This is a genomic window from Tsukamurella sp. M9C (genome assembly GCF_020169415.1).
GTDB lineage: Bacteria > Actinomycetota > Actinomycetes > Mycobacteriales > Mycobacteriaceae > Tsukamurella.
Genome location: NZ_JAIULG010000027.1, coordinates 27,896 through 42,603 on the forward strand (window position 1 = coordinate 27,896; position 14,708 = coordinate 42,603).

The 14,708-nt window shown below is 71.5% G+C and carries 10 protein-coding genes and 1 tRNA gene; 4 read left to right on the forward strand and 7 right to left on the reverse strand.

The features are described 5' to 3' along the window. Positions 1-16 precede the first annotated feature (16 nt). The 6 genes from rho to argS all read right to left on the reverse strand — a co-directional run bounded on the left by rho (position 17) and on the right by argS (position 8,863). Complete coding sequence (rho, locus tag LB823_RS14185; RefSeq protein ID WP_374201330.1) at positions 17-2,062, reverse strand: transcription termination factor Rho; 2,046 nt, start codon at positions 2,060-2,062, stop codon at positions 17-19. Between the two features lie 330 nt (positions 2,063-2,392). Next, complete coding sequence (gene thrB / locus LB823_RS14190) at positions 2,393-3,403, reverse strand: homoserine kinase (protein ID WP_224647879.1); 1,011 nt, start codon at positions 3,401-3,403, stop codon at positions 2,393-2,395. Between the two features lie 8 nt (positions 3,404-3,411). Further along, a complete protein-coding gene (gene thrC, locus LB823_RS14195) occupies positions 3,412-4,509 on the reverse strand; it encodes a threonine synthase (RefSeq protein WP_224647880.1) in 1,098 nt (365 codons plus the stop codon). Continuing rightward, positions 4,502-5,836, reverse strand: a complete 1,335-nt coding sequence (locus LB823_RS14200; protein ID WP_224647881.1) for a homoserine dehydrogenase — start codon at positions 5,834-5,836, stop codon at positions 4,502-4,504. The genes thrC and LB823_RS14200 overlap by 8 nt, the downstream gene beginning before the upstream one ends. Beyond that, on the reverse strand, positions 5,836-7,236 hold the full coding sequence (lysA, locus tag LB823_RS14205) for a diaminopimelate decarboxylase (protein ID WP_374201331.1): 1,401 nt from the start codon (positions 7,234-7,236) through the stop codon (positions 5,836-5,838). Before lysA ends, LB823_RS14200 begins: the two co-directional genes overlap by 1 nt. Further along, positions 7,211-8,863: an arginine--tRNA ligase gene (gene argS, locus LB823_RS14210; RefSeq protein WP_224647882.1), complete on the reverse strand. Its 1,653-nt coding sequence runs from the start codon at positions 8,861-8,863 to the stop codon at positions 7,211-7,213. Before argS ends, lysA begins: the two co-directional genes overlap by 26 nt. A gap of 76 nt (positions 8,864-8,939) precedes the next feature. Here argS and LB823_RS14215 point away from each other — a divergent pair. Then, positions 8,940-9,012 (forward strand) — tRNA-Arg (locus LB823_RS14215). Between the two features lie 92 nt (positions 9,013-9,104). Then, positions 9,105-10,739 carry an FUSC family protein gene (locus tag LB823_RS24095; protein WP_224647883.1) on the forward strand — a complete coding sequence of 545 codons (1,635 nt, stop codon included), beginning with the start codon at positions 9,105-9,107 and terminating at the stop codon, positions 10,737-10,739. Between the two features lie 4 nt (positions 10,740-10,743). Here LB823_RS24095 and LB823_RS14225 read toward each other — a convergent pair whose 3' ends face one another. Further along, positions 10,744-12,348: an HNH endonuclease signature motif containing protein gene (locus LB823_RS14225; protein ID WP_224647884.1), complete on the reverse strand. Its 1,605-nt coding sequence runs from the start codon at positions 12,346-12,348 to the stop codon at positions 10,744-10,746. A gap of 287 nt (positions 12,349-12,635) precedes the next feature. On the opposite strand from LB823_RS14225, the gene LB823_RS14230 reads away from it, so the two are divergent. Both LB823_RS14230 and LB823_RS14235 read left to right on the forward strand, forming a co-directional pair. Beyond that, positions 12,636-13,739: a diguanylate cyclase gene (locus tag LB823_RS14230; protein WP_224647885.1), complete on the forward strand. Its 1,104-nt coding sequence runs from the start codon at positions 12,636-12,638 to the stop codon at positions 13,737-13,739. A 93-nt stretch (positions 13,740-13,832) separates the two neighbouring features. Further along, positions 13,833-14,708: diguanylate cyclase domain-containing protein (locus tag LB823_RS14235; protein WP_224647886.1), on the forward strand; the 876-nt coding region annotated here is incomplete at its 3' end.

Genomic DNA, 14,708 nt, shown 5'->3' on the forward strand with positions numbered 1-14,708 from the left:
CGTCTGCGTGATGCGGTCAGTCGTTGTCGCCGAAGCCGCTGTTCTTCTGCACCGTCATGAGGAACTCGATGTTGTTCTGCGTCTTCTTGAGCTGGCTGATCAGCAGGTCGATGGCCTGCTGGCTGTCCAGCGCGGCGAGCAGCCGGCGCAGCTTGTTCACCACGGCGGCCTCGTCGGGCGCCATGATGAGCTCGTCCTTGCGGGTGTTCGACGCCGCGACGTCGACGGCCGGGAAGACGCGCCGCTCCGAGATCTTGCGGTCCAGCTTGAGCTCGGCGTTGCCGGTGCCCTTGAACTCCTCGAAGATCACGGTGTCGCCGGTGGAGCCGGTCTCGACCAGCGCCGTGGCGATGATCGTCAGCGAGCCGCCGTTCTCGATGTTGCGCGCCGCGCCCAGGAACCGCTTCGGCGGGTACAGGGCCGTCGAATCGATACCGCCCGAGAGGATGCGGCCCGACGCGGGGCTCGAGTTGTTGTAGGCGCGGCCGAGGCGGGTGATCGAGTCGAGCAGCACCACCACGTCCTTGCCGCCCTCGACGAGCCGCTTGGCCCGCTCGATCGCCAGCTCGGCGACCGAGGTGTGATCGCCCGGCGGCCGGTCGAAGGTGGAGCTGATCACCTCGCCGCGCACGCTGCGCTGCATGTCGGTGACCTCCTCCGGGCGCTCGTCCACCAGGACCACCATGAGGTAGCACTCGGGGTTGTTCGTGGCGATCGCGTTCGCGATGTCCTGCAGCACCGTGGTCTTACCGGCCTTCGGCGGCGCCGAGATCAGGGCGCGCTGGCCCTTGCCGATCGGCATGATCAGGTCGATCACACGGGTGGTGAGGATGTTCTGCGCGGTCTCGAGGCGCAGTCGCTGGTTGGGGTACAGCGGCGTGAGCTTGTTGAACTCGGGCCGGTTCTTCGCCGACTCCACGTCCTGGCCGTTGACCGAGTCCAGGCGCACGAGCGGGTTGAACTTCTGCCGGTTCGCCTGGTTGCCCCGGCCACCGCCGCCGCCCTGGTTGCCGCCGGTGTCGCCCGAGCTCTCGCCGTCGCGGGGCATCTTCACGGCGCCCGTGATCGCGTCGCCGCGGCGCAGGCCGTTGCGGCGGATCATGTTCATCGAGACGTAGACGTCGTTCGGCCCGGCGATGTAGCCCGAGGTGCGCACGAAGGCGTAGTTGTCGAGCACGTCGAGGATGCCGGCCACCGGCTGCAGGACGTCGTCCTCGCTGACCTGCGGCTCGCCGTCGTTCTGGTTGCGGTCGCGGCCGCGACGGCGCTCGCGGAAGCGGCGCCCGCGGCGTCCCGTGCCGTCGCCGTCGTCGTCCGGGCCGTTGTTCTGGTTGCGGTTGCCCTGGTTGTTGCCCTGGCCGCCCTGGTTGTTGTTCTGATTGCGCTGGCGGTCCTGGCGGTTCTCGCCCTGCTGGCGGTCGCCCTGCTGGCGGTCGCCCTGCTGGCGGTCGCCCTGCTGGCGGTCCTGGCGGTTCTCGCCCTGCTGGCGGCCCTCGCCGTCGGCGTTCTGGTTGCGGCGCTGGTTGCGCTCGCGGCGCTGACCCTGCTGGCCCTGCTCGCCCTCGTTCTTCGGGGCGTCGCCCTGGGGCGCGTCGGCCTGGGCGCTCGCGTCGCCGTCGTCCGACGGTGCCCGGTCGGCCTTCGCCGCCCGCTCGCCCCGCGGGGCGCGGGCCGTGCGGCCCTCGGTCTTCGGCGCGTCGGCGGCCTCGGCCTGCGGCGCCTCCGCCTTGGGGGCGTCGTTCGTGGGCACCTCGCTCGTGGGCGCCTCAGCCTTCGGAGCCTCCGCCTTCGGGGCCTCCGCCTTGGGGGCGTCGTTCTTCGGCGCCTCGGCCTTGGCGGCCTTCGGCGCGGCCTTGGCGGCGCCGCCGTGGTCGTTGATCGCGGCGATGAGATCGCCCTTGCGGAGCCCGGAGACCCCCTTGATCCCCAGCTCGCTCGCGATGCCTCGCAGTTCGGCCAGCACCATGCCGTTGAGGCCCGAGCGGCGACGCTCGTCGGCCCGCGTGGTGCTGGCCGCGGCGGTGGCCGTCTCCGGGCTGGTGGTCACGTCCGTTTCGGTCACGGAGTTCCTTTCAATTCCCTGTTCGCGCACTGCGGAAGCAGGGGCCTACCGTGCTCGCCGGGCTGTCCTGCGTTGGTGCACAGGTGTTTTCGCGGGCGACGCACGAATGACGAAGGTGCTTGTTGCGCTTCGGCTGCCGGGCCCCGCGTTTCCGGCGGGGGCACACATGTCTCGGCCTGATGTGGAGACCGGCGCGCCAACACGTCCGAGGCTGGTTGCTGGGCGTGGAATGGCAATGTGCCGAAACAGCGTCCGCACACTGGTCGGACACTTTTGCCATGATAGCGCGGGTACCGGCGCCCGGCAATCACCACCCCCGGGACCGCGCGCTCAGCCGCGCGCGACCCCGTCGGCGATGGGCAGCTCGCGCACGACGAATCCGGCCTCGACGGCGGCGTCCGCGAGGCGGGTCGGCAGCGCCTGGGGGGTCAACGCGAGCACGGTGGGCCCGGCGCCGGAGATCGCGGCGGCTACGCCGGCGGCGCGCAGCCGCTCGACCAGCGCGAACGACTCCTTCATGGAGGCGGCCCGGTACCGCTGGTGCAGCCGGTCCTCGGTGGCGTCCAGCAGCAGGTCCGGGTGCGCGGTGAGCGCCAGCACCATGAGCGCGGCGCGCGAGGCGTTGAACGCGGCGTCGGCGTGCGGCACCAGGCGGGGCAGCATGCCGCGCGTCACCGAGGTCGAGGACTGCACGTCGGGCACGAAGGCGTAGGCCCGGATGTCGGGGTGCACGTCCACGCGCCGGGCCCCGTAGTGCAGGGGGGCCGACGGTGCCGCGCTCGCCGCCGCGTGGTCGCGGTAGCCGGCCACGTCGGGGACGGGCACCGCGGGCACGGTCCAGGAGACTACCGCGCCGCCGAGCACGCTCGCGGAAGCGTTGTCGGGGTGGCCCTCGAACTCGGAGGCCAGCTGCACCATCTCGTCGGTGGTGAGCCCGCGGGGCGCGTCGGCGTCGGCGGCCAGCGCGGCGGCGGCCGCGATCCCGGCGACGACGGCGGCGGCCGACGAGCCGAGGCCGCGCGAGTGCGGAATGCGGTTGACGCAGGTCAGGCGGAGCCCGGTCGCGGTGACCCCGAGGTGCGCGAGGGTGCGGCGCAGCGCCACGACCACGAGGTGACGGTCGTCGTCGGGCACGTCCCCGGCGCCCTCCCCCGTGACCACGACGGTCAGGTCACCGTCGGTCCCGGGATCGACGGTCTCGACGGTGACGTCGTCGTAGAGGCCGAGCGCGAGGCCGAGGGTGTCGAAGCCGGGGCCGAGGTTGGCGCTGGAGGCCGGGACGGTCACGGTGGCCTTCAGGCCGACGGGCAGGACGAGCGGGGCGTTCGAGGCGGGGGACACGGGCGCGGCTACTCCGTCAGCCCCATGGCGGCGGCCACGGCGACGGGGTCGATGCCGACGCGGGCGATCTCGGGCAGGCTGCTCAGCGCGGTGTCCGGGTCCTTGAGGCCGTTGCCGGTCACGGTGCACACCACGGTGGAGCCCTTCTCGATCCAGCCGTCGGCGGTGGCGGCGAGGAGGCCCGCGACGGACGCGGCCGACGCGGGCTCGACGAAGACGCCCTCGGTCTTCGCGATGAGGCGGTAGGCCTCGAGCAGCTTCTCGTCGGTGGCGGCGCGGAACTGGCCGTTCGACTCCTGCTGGGCGGCGACGGCCTGGTTCCAGGACGCAGGGCTACCGATGCGGATCGCGGTGGCGATGGTCTCGGGGTCCTTGACCGGAGCCCCGTTGACCAGCGGCGCGGCGCCCGCGGCCTGCACGCCGAGCATGCGCGGGCGCGCGGAGATGATGCCGTCGGCGGCGTACTCGCTGTAGCCCTTCCAGTACGCGGTGATGTTGCCGGCGTTGCCGACGGGGAGCGCGTGCACGTCGGGGGCCTTGCCGAGGGCGTCGACGATCTCGAACGCCGCGGTCTTCTGGCCTTCGATGCGCACCGGGTTCACCGAGTTCACCAGCGAGATGGTGTCGAAGGTGGCGGTGGTCTTGCGGGCCAGCTCGAGGCAGTCGTCGAAGTTGCCGTCGACCTCGATGATCTTGGCGCCGTACATCACGGCCTGGGCCAGCTTGCCCATGGCGATCTTGCCCGCGGGCACCAGCACGGCGCACTCGAGGCCGGCGATGGCGGCGTACGCCGCGGCGGAGGCGGAGGTGTTGCCGGTGGACGCGCACAGCACGCCCTTCTTGCCGGTGGCCTTGGCCTCGGTGACGGCCATGGTCATGCCGCGGTCCTTGAAGGAGCCGGTGGGGTTGAGGCCCTCGACCTTGAGGTGCACGTCGCAGCCGGTGAGCTCGGAGAGCGCCCGCGCGGGCAGCAGCGGGGTCGCGCCCTCGCGGAGGGTGACGGGCGCCCAGCCCGGCTCCCACGTGTCGCACACGGGCAGACGGTGCCGGTAGGCCTCGATCAGGCCGGGCCACGGGGTGTGCACGGTGGCAGCGGAATTAGTCACTGGTTCCCTCCAGACGGAGCACGGAGGACACGGCGGTCACCACGTCCAGGTTCTTCAGCGCCTCGACGGTGGCCGAGAGGGCCGCGTCGGGTGCCTTGTGGGTGAGGATCACCAGGCGCGCGCCCCGCTCGGGGGTGTCGGCCTGCTGGCGGACGGTGCTGATGGACACGCTCCGCGCCGAGAACTCGTTCGCGACGGCGCTGAGCACGCCGGGCCGGTCCGCGACCTCCATCGCCACGTAGTAGCGGGTGAGCACCTCGCCGATCGGCGCGATCGGCAGCTTGGCGTACGCCGAGTCGCGGGGTCCGCGGCCCGAGACGACCTTGTTGCGGGCCGCGGCCACCAGGTCGCCCATCACGGCGGAGGCCGTGGGCGCGCCGCCCGCGCCGGCGCCGTAGAACATCAGGCGGCCGGCGTTCTCGGCCTCGACGAAGACGGCGTTGTAGGCGCCGTCGACGCTGGCGAGCGGGTGCTTGAAGGGCACCAGCGCCGGGTACACGCGGGCCGAGACCCGCTGCGCGCCCTCGGCATCGGTGATCTTCTCGCAGATCGCGAGCAGCTTGATGGTGCAGTCGAAGGCCTTCGCCGCCTCGATGTCCGCGGCGGTGACGCCGGTGATGCCCTCGCGGTGCACGTCGTCGGCCTTGACGCGGGTGTGGAAGGCGATCGAGGCGAGGATCGCGGCCTTGGACGCGGCGTCGTAGCCCTCGACGTCGGCGGTGGGGTCGGCCTCCGCGTAGCCCAGGCGGCCGGCTTCGGCGAGCACGGTCTCGTAGGCCTCGCCCTTCTCCGCCATGTTGGAGAGGATGAAGTTGGTGGTGCCGTTGACGATGCCGGCGACGAGGCCCACCGAATCGCCCGCGAGGGACTGCTGCAGCGGGCGGATCACGGGGATCGCGCCGGCCACGGCCGCCTCGAAGTACAGGTCGGCGCGGGCCTTGTTGGCGGCGTCGGCGAGCTGGCCGGTGTACTCGGCGAGCAGCGCCTTGTTCGCGGTGACCACCGACTTGCCGGCCTTGAACGCGCTGAGCATCAGCGTGCGGGTCGGCTCGATGCCGCCCATCACCTCGACCACGATGTCGACGTCGTCGCGGCCGACCAGGGCCTCCGCGTCGTCCGTGAGCAGGCTCTTCTTCAGGCCGAGGGCCTTGAGGCCGCGGTCCTTCGTGGTGTCGCGCACGGCGATCCCGCGGATGACGAGGTTCGCGCCGACGCGGGCCGCGAGGTCGTCGGCGTTCTCCACGAGAATGCGCGCCACCTCGGTGCCCACGGTGCCCATGCCGAGGAGGGCGACGCCCAGTTCCCTCTGCTGTGCGGATTCGGTCATCAGAGCACCTCCAGGCTCACCAGGTCGTCCACGGTCTCCCGGCGCAGGATGAGCCGCGCCGCGCCGTCCTTGACCGCCACCACCGCGGGACGCGGCTGCATGTTGTAGCGGCTGGACATCGAATAGCAGTAGGCCCCCGTGGCGGCGACGGCCATCAGGTCGCCCTCCGCCAGGTCGCCGGGGGTGTCGGTGTCGCGGACCACGATGTCGCCGGTCTCGCAGTGCTTGCCGACGATGCGGGAGAGCACCGGCTCGCCCTGCGGATCGCGGCTCGCGACCACGGCGGTGTACTCCGCGCCGTACAGGGCGGTGCGGATGTTGTCGCTCATGCCGCCGTCCACGGAGACGTAGCGCCGGAAACCCTGCGGGCCGACGTCCTCGGAGTCCACCACGACGTCCTTGATCGTGCCCACCTCGTATAGCGTGATCCCGGGCGGGCCCGCGATGGCGCGACCGGGCTCGACGGCGAGGTGCGGCGTCGCCAGTCCCAGTGCGGCGGACTCGGTCTCGACGATGTGCCGCAGCTTGGCCGCGAGGTCCGCGACGGGCGGCGGATCGTCGTGCGGGGTGTAGGAGATGCCCAGGCCGCCGCCGAGATCGATGGTGCTCAGCTGCGCGGTCTTCTCCGCGCCGAAACGGGCGACGACGTCGCGCAGCAGCTCGAGCACGCGGCGGGCGGCGATCTCGAAGCCGTTGACGTCGAAGATCTGCGAGCCGATGTGGCTGTGCAGGCCCACGAGCCGCAGGTTGTCGGCGGCGAAGACGGCGGTCACGGCCTTCATGGCCGGCGAATCGGAGCCGTTCGACGCGAGGGAGAAGCCGAACTTCTGATCCTCGTGCGCGGTGGAGATGAACTCGTGGGTGTGCGCCTCCACGCCCGGCGTGAGGCGGATCAGCACCTCCTGCACGGTGTTCCGCTCCCCCGCGACGGCGTCGAGCCGCGCGATCTCCGAGAGCGAGTCCACCACGACGTCCCCGATGCCCGACTCGACGGCGTAGTCCAGCTCGGCGACCGACTTGTTGTTGCCGTGCAGCGCGATCCGCTCCGCGGGGAAGCCGGCGCGCAGGGCGACGGCGAGCTCGCCGCCGCTGCAGACGTCGAGGTTCAGGCCCTCGTCGCGCACCCAGCGGGCGATCTCCATGGAGAGGAACGCCTTCGAGGCGTAGTGCACCGCGGCGTCCGCGCCGAACGCCTCCCGCATGCCGCGGCAGCGGGCCCGGAAGTCGTCCTCGTCGATCACGAGCAGCGGCGTGCCGAACTCGGCCGCGAGCGCGGTGACGGGCACCCCGGCGACGGAGACCGCACCGTCGGCCTCCCGGCGCGCGTGGGCGGGCCACACGGCCCGATCCAGTTCACTCACGAGTGGTGGCCTCTCACATCCGGTCGGGTGCCGAAACACCCACGAGCGCCAGGCCGTTGGCGAGCACCTGGCGGGTGGCGGCGCACAGCGCCACGCGGGCGCGGTGCAGGTCGGTCGGCTCCTCGTCGCCCATCGGCAGCACGCGGCACTCGCCGTAGAAGCGGTGGTAGGCGCCGGCCAGCTCCTCGAGGTACCGCGCGATGCGATGCGGCTCACGGAGATTCGCGGCGCCCGCGGCCACGGCGGGGAACTCGCCGAGGGTGCGCACCAGATCGCCCTCGCGAGCGTGGTCGAGCAGGCCGAGATGCTCCGTCGAGGCGACGACGCCGAGCTCGGCCGCCGAGCGCGCGATGGCCGAGAGCCGGGCGTGCGCGTACTGCACGTAGTAGACGGGGTTCTCGTTGCTCGCCTGGGCGAGGAGATCCAGGTCGAGGTCGATGGAGGTGTCCACCGAGCTGCGCACCAGGGAGTAGCGCGCGGCGTCGACACCGACGGCGTCCACCAGGTCGTCGAGGGTGATGACGGTGCCGGCGCGCTTGCTCATGCGGACGGGTTTGCCGTCCTTGACCAGGTTCACCAGCTGGCCGATCAGGACCTCGATCTGCGCCGGGTCGTAGCCGAGCGCGGCGGCCGCGGCCTTGAGCCGGCCGATGTAGCCGTGGTGGTCCGCGCCCAGCATGTAGATCGCGAGAGTGAAGCCGCGGTCGAACTTGTGCTTGATGTAGGCGATGTCGCCCGCGATGTACGCGGCGTTGCCGTCGGACTTGATGACGACGCGGTCCTTGTCGTCGCCGTAGTCCGTGGCCCGCAGCCACCAGGCGCCGTCCTTCTCGTACAGGTTGCCGTTGTCCTTGAGCTGCTGGACGCTGCTCTCGACGAGGCCCGAGCTGAACATCTCGTCCTCGTGGGTGAACACGGCGAAGTCGGTGCCGAACTCGTGCAGGGTGCGCTTGATGTGCCCGAACATCAGCTCGACGCCGTCGGCGCGGAAGGCCTCCACCCGCTCGGTCTCGGGGAGGTCGAGGATGCCCGGGTGGTCCTTGACGACGGTGGCCGCGATCTCGCCGATGTAGTCGCCGGCGTAGCCGTCCTCGGGCGTCGGCTGATCACGGGCGGCCGCGTCGAGCGAGCGGGCGAACCGATCGATCTGCGCGCCGTGGTCGTTGAAGTAGTACTCGCGAGTGACCTCCGCTCCCTGGGCCTCGAGCACGCGGCCGAGGCTGTCACCCACTGCGGCCCAGCGCGCGCCGCCGAGATGGACGGGGCCCGTCGGGTTGGCGGAGACGAACTCGAGGTTGATGAGCGCACCGTCGAGCGCCTTGCCCTGCCCGAACGCGCCCGCCTGCTCGAGGATGTTCACGACGAGCTGGTTCTGCGCGTCCGCGGCGAGCCGGATGTTGAGGAAGCCCGGGCCCGCGACGGTGGCCTCGTCGACGCCGTCGGCGTTGCCGAGGGCCTCGGCGAGCCAGGTCGCGAGGTCGCGCGGATTGACGCCGGCCTTCTTCGCGACCTGCATCGCGATATTGGTCGAGTAGTCGCCGTGTTCGGGGTTGCGGGGCCGCTCGACGGTGACGCGTTCGGGCAGCACGGAGACGTCGAGGCCGCGCTCGGTGAGCACGGTGGTCGCGGTGGCGTGCAGGAGTTCCGAAAGGTCAGCGGGAGTCACCGGTCCATCCTAAGGTGCGCCTGACCGCCCGGTTTCCGCCGGGCCTGCCCTATGCGCTAACCTTGCTACGCCCTGCGCCCCCGTAGCTCAGGGGATAGAGCGTTCGCCTCCGGAGCGAAAGGCCGCAGGTTCGAATCCTGCCGGGGGCACTTTCTTCTGCGTCACTGCATTCTTCGCCCCGATCCTCTCCCCTCGCACTGCCGCGTGTGCGCCGCCGCGGCGGCGGTGTTGGAATGGTCCGGTGAGCGAACCACTCCACGATCCCCCGCCCCGCGTCGCGCGGGTCCGCTCGCTCGTCTTCGCCGACGGTGCGCCCGTCTGGCGGTGGCGGGCCGGCCTGCGGGCCGCGGCGGCGGTGGCGATCCCCGGGGCCGGGCTGGTCGCGGCGGGGCACGCGAGCTCGGCCCTGTTCACCACCTTCGGCGCCTTCGCCGTGCTGTACGGCGAGGGCCGCGCCTACCGCGTACGCGGGCACGTGGTGGCGGCCGCGGGGCTGGCGCTGCTGGTCGCGGTGTCCATCGGGGCGACGATCGGGTGGGCCGTGCCCACGGGCGGCGCCCTTCTCAAGACCTGCGCCGTGCTGATGACGGTCGTCCCCGCCGTGGTGGCCGTCTTCGTGGTCGACGCGCTGCGACTGGGGCCGCCGGGCGCGCTGTTCTTCGCGCTGGTCGGGTCCGGAGGGCTGATCGCCGTCGAATCCGGCGCCGATCCCGCGATGCTGGTCGTCGGTGCCGCTCTGGGCGCGATCTCGTCGGTGCTGGTGTCGATGTCCGGGGTGCTCGTCGATCCGTCGGCGCCGCAGCGGGAGGCCGCGGGGCGCGCGATCGGGGCGGTGAACGCGTACCTCGCCACCGACGGTCCGCCATCCGCCGAGCGCCGGCACGCCGCCGGTTCCGCCCTGGTCGCGGCCTGGTCGACGATGGACGACGCCCGGGCGGCGAGCCGCCCCGCCGATGCGGCGCTGCTGGCCGACCTGCGGGACGCCAACCGGCGTTTCGCCGCCGCCTCGTCCGACGACGCGGACACGGAGGCCGACCCCACGCGCGCGGTCACCACGTCGCGGCTGCGGCCGACGGTGGGCCACCGCCTGCGCCGCTCGCTCAGTCCCTCCTCCCACGCCGCGATCACCGCGGGCCGGGTCGGCGTCGCGTGCCTCGCGGCGGGCGCGGTGAGCATCGCACTCGGTTTCGAGCGGCCGCACTGGGCGGCGATCAGCGCCCTCGTGGTGTTGCAGAACGGGGTCGACCGGGTGCACGGCACCGTGCGGGCGTTGCACCGATTCCTCGGCACCGCAGTCGGATTGGTGCTCTTCGCGGGCCTGCACGCGGCGGCTCCGCAGGGATACGCGCTGATCGCGGTGGTCGCCGCACTGCAGTTCTGCATCGAGATCCTCGTCGTACGCAATTACGCCGCGGCGGTGGTGGTGATCACCCCGGTGGCGCTGCTGGCGAGCGGGGCGGGCGTCACCGGCGGGGCGGCGGGACCGGTGATGCGCGACCGCCTGCTGGAGACCCTGGTGGGAGTCGTGATCGCGCTGCTCGCGATGTACCTGCTGGACCCGGGCGCGCACCGTCGGACGTTCGCCTGGACCGATCGTCGGATCCGTGGCGCGGCCACGGATCTCGTCGCCGCCGCCGCGGCCGTGCCGGTGGGCGCCGAGTCCGCCCGCGAGGCGGCCCGGCACCTGCACTTCGAGCTGGAGGGCGGCGTGCGCGCGGGCATCGACTCGATGCACAACGAGCCCGAGTGGGCGGCCGAGCACTGGCCGGCGCGAGCAGGACTGGTGCACGACGGCTACGACCTGACGTCCGCCTTCTGGACGACCGCGCCCGATGCCCGCCTCCCCGACGCCGCCGCCTGGCGGAGCCGGTTCTGACGCCTCAGGCCGCGTGGGCGCCGGTGTTCGACGGTGCGCACCAGGCGGTGTCGGCATCGTGGTCGGCGAGCAGCTGCTCGAGGAGCGGCGGGCCGTGCGGACCATCGAGGACCTTCGCGATCAGTTCGTGGTCGGCACAACTGTCCTCGAACTGGCGGCGGAGGTCCTGTTCGACCCACGCGTCCCGGAACTGCGCACACCGGGTGCGCCAGCGGACGAGCGCCTCGCGATGGAGCTCCTCGGCGTGGCGCCGGTGATTGACGCGATGCGTCCCTGCGGGATCGGCGCCGCGGCGCCAGCCGGTCCGCCCGGCGTACGGCTCGCCGTGCGGGATCGTGATGGTCTCCCATCCGCGCGGGTTCTCCGTGAGGTCGGGGACGACCTTGCCGTGGTGGGCGTCGCAGGCGAGGGTGAGCGCGGTGACGTCGGTGGCGCCGCCGTGGGCCCACTCGGTGACGTGGTGGACCTGGCAGCGGGTGGCGGGCGCGTCGCATCCGGGTGCGGTGCAGCCCTTCTCGGAGCCGTACAGCGCGATCCGCTGATCCGCGGAGGCGAGGCGCTTCTCCCGCCCCAGGAACAGCGGCCGCGAGGCGAGGTCCAGCACCAGGACGTACTTCGGATTGGCGCCCATCATGCGTAGTGCGTCCGCGACCGGGAGCCGGCCACCGGTGGCGGTGGTCGCGATGCCGGTCTCCGACTCGAGCTGATCGATCCCCACAGTGATGATCGGGACGCAGGGCAGCCCTCGATGGCTGCCGAGTCCACCCGAACCGATGACGATGCCGAGCGCATGGGCGAGGGCGTCGTGGTTGCGTTGCGCCGCGCTCCGGGTGTCGCGCGCGGCGGCGGCGCGGACCGCGTCCGCGTCGCCCGGATCGACCGGGGCCGCGACGTCGTCGGGATTGCCCACGCCCGGGCGGGCGAACATCTCGAGTACCACATCGAGCAGGGCGCGGCACTCGGGCGAGAGCGCGCCGCCGATGTCGGACATCAGGTCGTCGCCCTGGGCACTCACGGTGAGCTCGCGCGAGCGCCGGATGCGATCCTGGTCGGGCTCGGCACCGTCGGGATCGAGGAGGGCGACGGCGCGCTTACCGATCTGATCGATGTCCTCCGGCGGCACACTCTCCGCCGCCGTCACGAGGATCTCTTCGACATCGTCGAGGTCGCCGCCGTTGAGGCGGTAGCACTTGTCGAGGATCCGCCCCATCGCCGTGGCGTGCCGTTCGGAGATCCTGCCCTCGCGCTGCGCCTCAGCGATGAGTTCGTACTTGGGCTCAGGCGCGAAGCCGCGGGCGTGACGCGGCACCCGGTTGTACGCGCCGTGCATCCGGCCACGCGCCTCCGCGCCGGCCAGGCGCAATTGGTCGACGAGGAGTTCCTTGAGCCCGGTGTACCCCAGCTCCGCGGGCAGCCCCTGCTCGAACGCGACCCCGGCCAGCACGTTCTGGCCGTACGGGACCTTGCGGGCGGCCGTCTCCAGGCGGCGCAGACACTCGAGCACCTGCTGCGAGGAAAGCATCACCGGATCTGCCGCGGCGAGCCGCTCGGCGGCCCGCTCGAACACGACGAGGGCGTCGAGATATTCCTCTGCCGTATAGGAATTCATTCGAACTCACCCCCTCGCTCCCTTTCGATCATACGGTCCCGTTCGAACACATACCACACACTCGAATGTTCATTCGCGACCCCGGCCGTAGGCGCCGGAGTGACGGTCACCCCGCGCGCGAGATCTCCACGCTCTGCCGTAACCAACGGACATGACTTTTGTTTGGACCAATTAGATTTCGTGGAGCCGGTCACGCCATCGACGCAGTCATCGACACCGGCTCTTGCCGATCTCAAAGCCGTTGCAATCGCGATCGCGGCAGGAGTGGTCGTGCGACGATGGGCCGCATGGAGGAGATGCCCCTGGGAGGCGGGACACCGCGCCACCTCCTCCGCCGCATCGAGCTCCGGGATCAGCTGTGGCGGTATGCCATCGCGGCCCTGACGCTCGGGTTCGGCGCGTTCGGCGCGGTCACCATCGTCATCCCCGACGGTGCGGGCGACAGCCGGTGGCGACAGATCACGATCGGGCTCATCTGCCTCAGCGTGGTCCCTGCATCCGCCATCGTCGCCAGGACTCCGCTCGCCGGCGCGCTGTGGTCGAAGGGATCCCGGGGCAAGGGAAGCGTCGTCTTCGTCGCCTACGCCGACGTCGGACTCGCCGGCGTCGTGCTGTGCATGCAGAACGCCCAGGCGGCACTGATCGGCACCGGTTTGTTCTCCGTGATCGGCGCCTATGTGGCGCATTTCGTGGGCGGACGGGTCATGGCCCTCCACATCGCCTTCTCGACGGCGGTCATCCTCGTACTCGGAGGGACGCTCCTCGCATCAGGGTTCTACCCGCTGACCGTGGGCCTCGAAGTGGTCGTCGCGCTCGTCGTGGCCAATGCCGTGGTGGCCCTCCTCCGGAGGTACGCCATCGAGATGCAGCGCCTGATCAGCAAGCAACTGCTCGAGTCGTCCCTCGATCCGCTGACGAACGTCCTCAATCGGCGCGGCTTCGCGTTCTCGAGCGACCGACTCCTCCACCGCGCGACCGGCGATCTGCTCGTCGCCGCGATCGACGTCGACCAGTTCAAGACCATCAACGATCGCTTCGGCCACACCGTCGGAGACGGCGTCCTGCGCAACGTCGCGCGCCTGATCGCCACCGGGACCACGCCGAACGCCGTCGTCGCCCGCCTCGGCGGCGACGAGTTCGCCGTCATCAGCGCAGACCCCGACCGCGACGCGATCTTCCTGACCGAGACCATCCACCGAGACCCGGTGCGACTGCCCGACGGCAGCGCGGTGTCCCTGAGCATCGGACTCGCGCACCTGGACCACGACGCGACGGGCCGCACCGCGCACACCACCGCGGACGTACTCGACGCCCTGAACGACCGCGCCGATCGCGCACTGAAGGCGAGCAAGACCGCAGGGCGGAACCGGACCACGACCATCGACCACTGACCAGCGCCCGTACCCGGCGCCCCCGGACCGCTGCCATCCCGAGGCTGTTGCGATTCTGAACTCGGAGGCGCTCACCCGTGGGACGATGTCCCCATGGAGGAGATGAAACCCGGAGCCGGGGCGCCGCGCCACCTCCTCCGCCGCATCGAGTTGCAGGACAGGGTGTGGCGGTACGCGATCACAGTTCTGACCCTCGCGTTCGGGGCGTTCGGGGCGATCACCATCTTCTCCCCCGACGGTGCCGGCGACAGCCGGTGGCGACAGATCACGATCGGGCTCATCTGCCTCAGCGTCTTCCCCGCAGCGGCGATCGTCGCCAGGACTCCACTCGCCGGCGCGTGGTGGACGAAGGGGCCACGGGACAAGCGCAGCATCGCCTTCGTCGCCTACGCCGACCTCGGCCTCGCCGGCGTCGTGCTGTGCTTTCAGAACACCCAGGCGTCGCTGATCGGCACGGGCCTGTTCTCCGTGATCGGCGCCTACGTGGCGCACTTCGTGGGCGGACGGGTCATGGCCCTCCACATCGCCTTCTCGACGACGGTGATCCTGGTGCTCGGGGCGAGGCTGCTCGTCGCCGGCTTCCAGCCGGTCAGCGTCGTCGTCGCAATGGTCGTCGCGATCGTCGTGGCCAATGCCGTGGTGGAGCTGCTGCGCCGGTACACCGTCGAGATGCAGCGCCTGATCAGCAAGCAACTGCTCGAGTCGTCCCTCGATCCGCTGACGAACGTCCTCAATCGTCGGGGCTTCGCGTTCTCGAGCGACCGACTCCTCCACCGCGCGACCGGCGATCTGCTCGTCGCCGCGATCGACGTCGACCAGTTCAAGACCATCAACGATCGCTTCGGCCACACCGTCGGAGACGGCGTCCTGCGCAACGTCGCGCGCCTGATCGCCACCGGGACCACGCCGAACGCCGTCGTCGCCCGCCTCGGCGGCGACGAGTTCGCCGTCATCAGCGCAGACCCCGAG

What these genes read in the sequence shown, in the direction of transcription:
- LB823_RS14200 (WP_224647881.1), bottom strand. Translation starts at nt 5,836, where the DNA reads ATGACCGAATCCGCACAGCAGAGGGAACTGGGCGTCGCCCTCCTCGGC.
- LB823_RS14230 (WP_224647885.1), top strand. Translation starts at nt 12,636, where the DNA reads ATGGAGGAGATGCCCCTGGGAGGCGGGACACCGCGCCACCTCCTCCGC.
- LB823_RS14225 (WP_224647884.1), bottom strand. Translation starts at nt 12,348, where the DNA reads ATGAATTCCTATACGGCAGAGGAATATCTCGACGCCCTCGTCGTGTTC.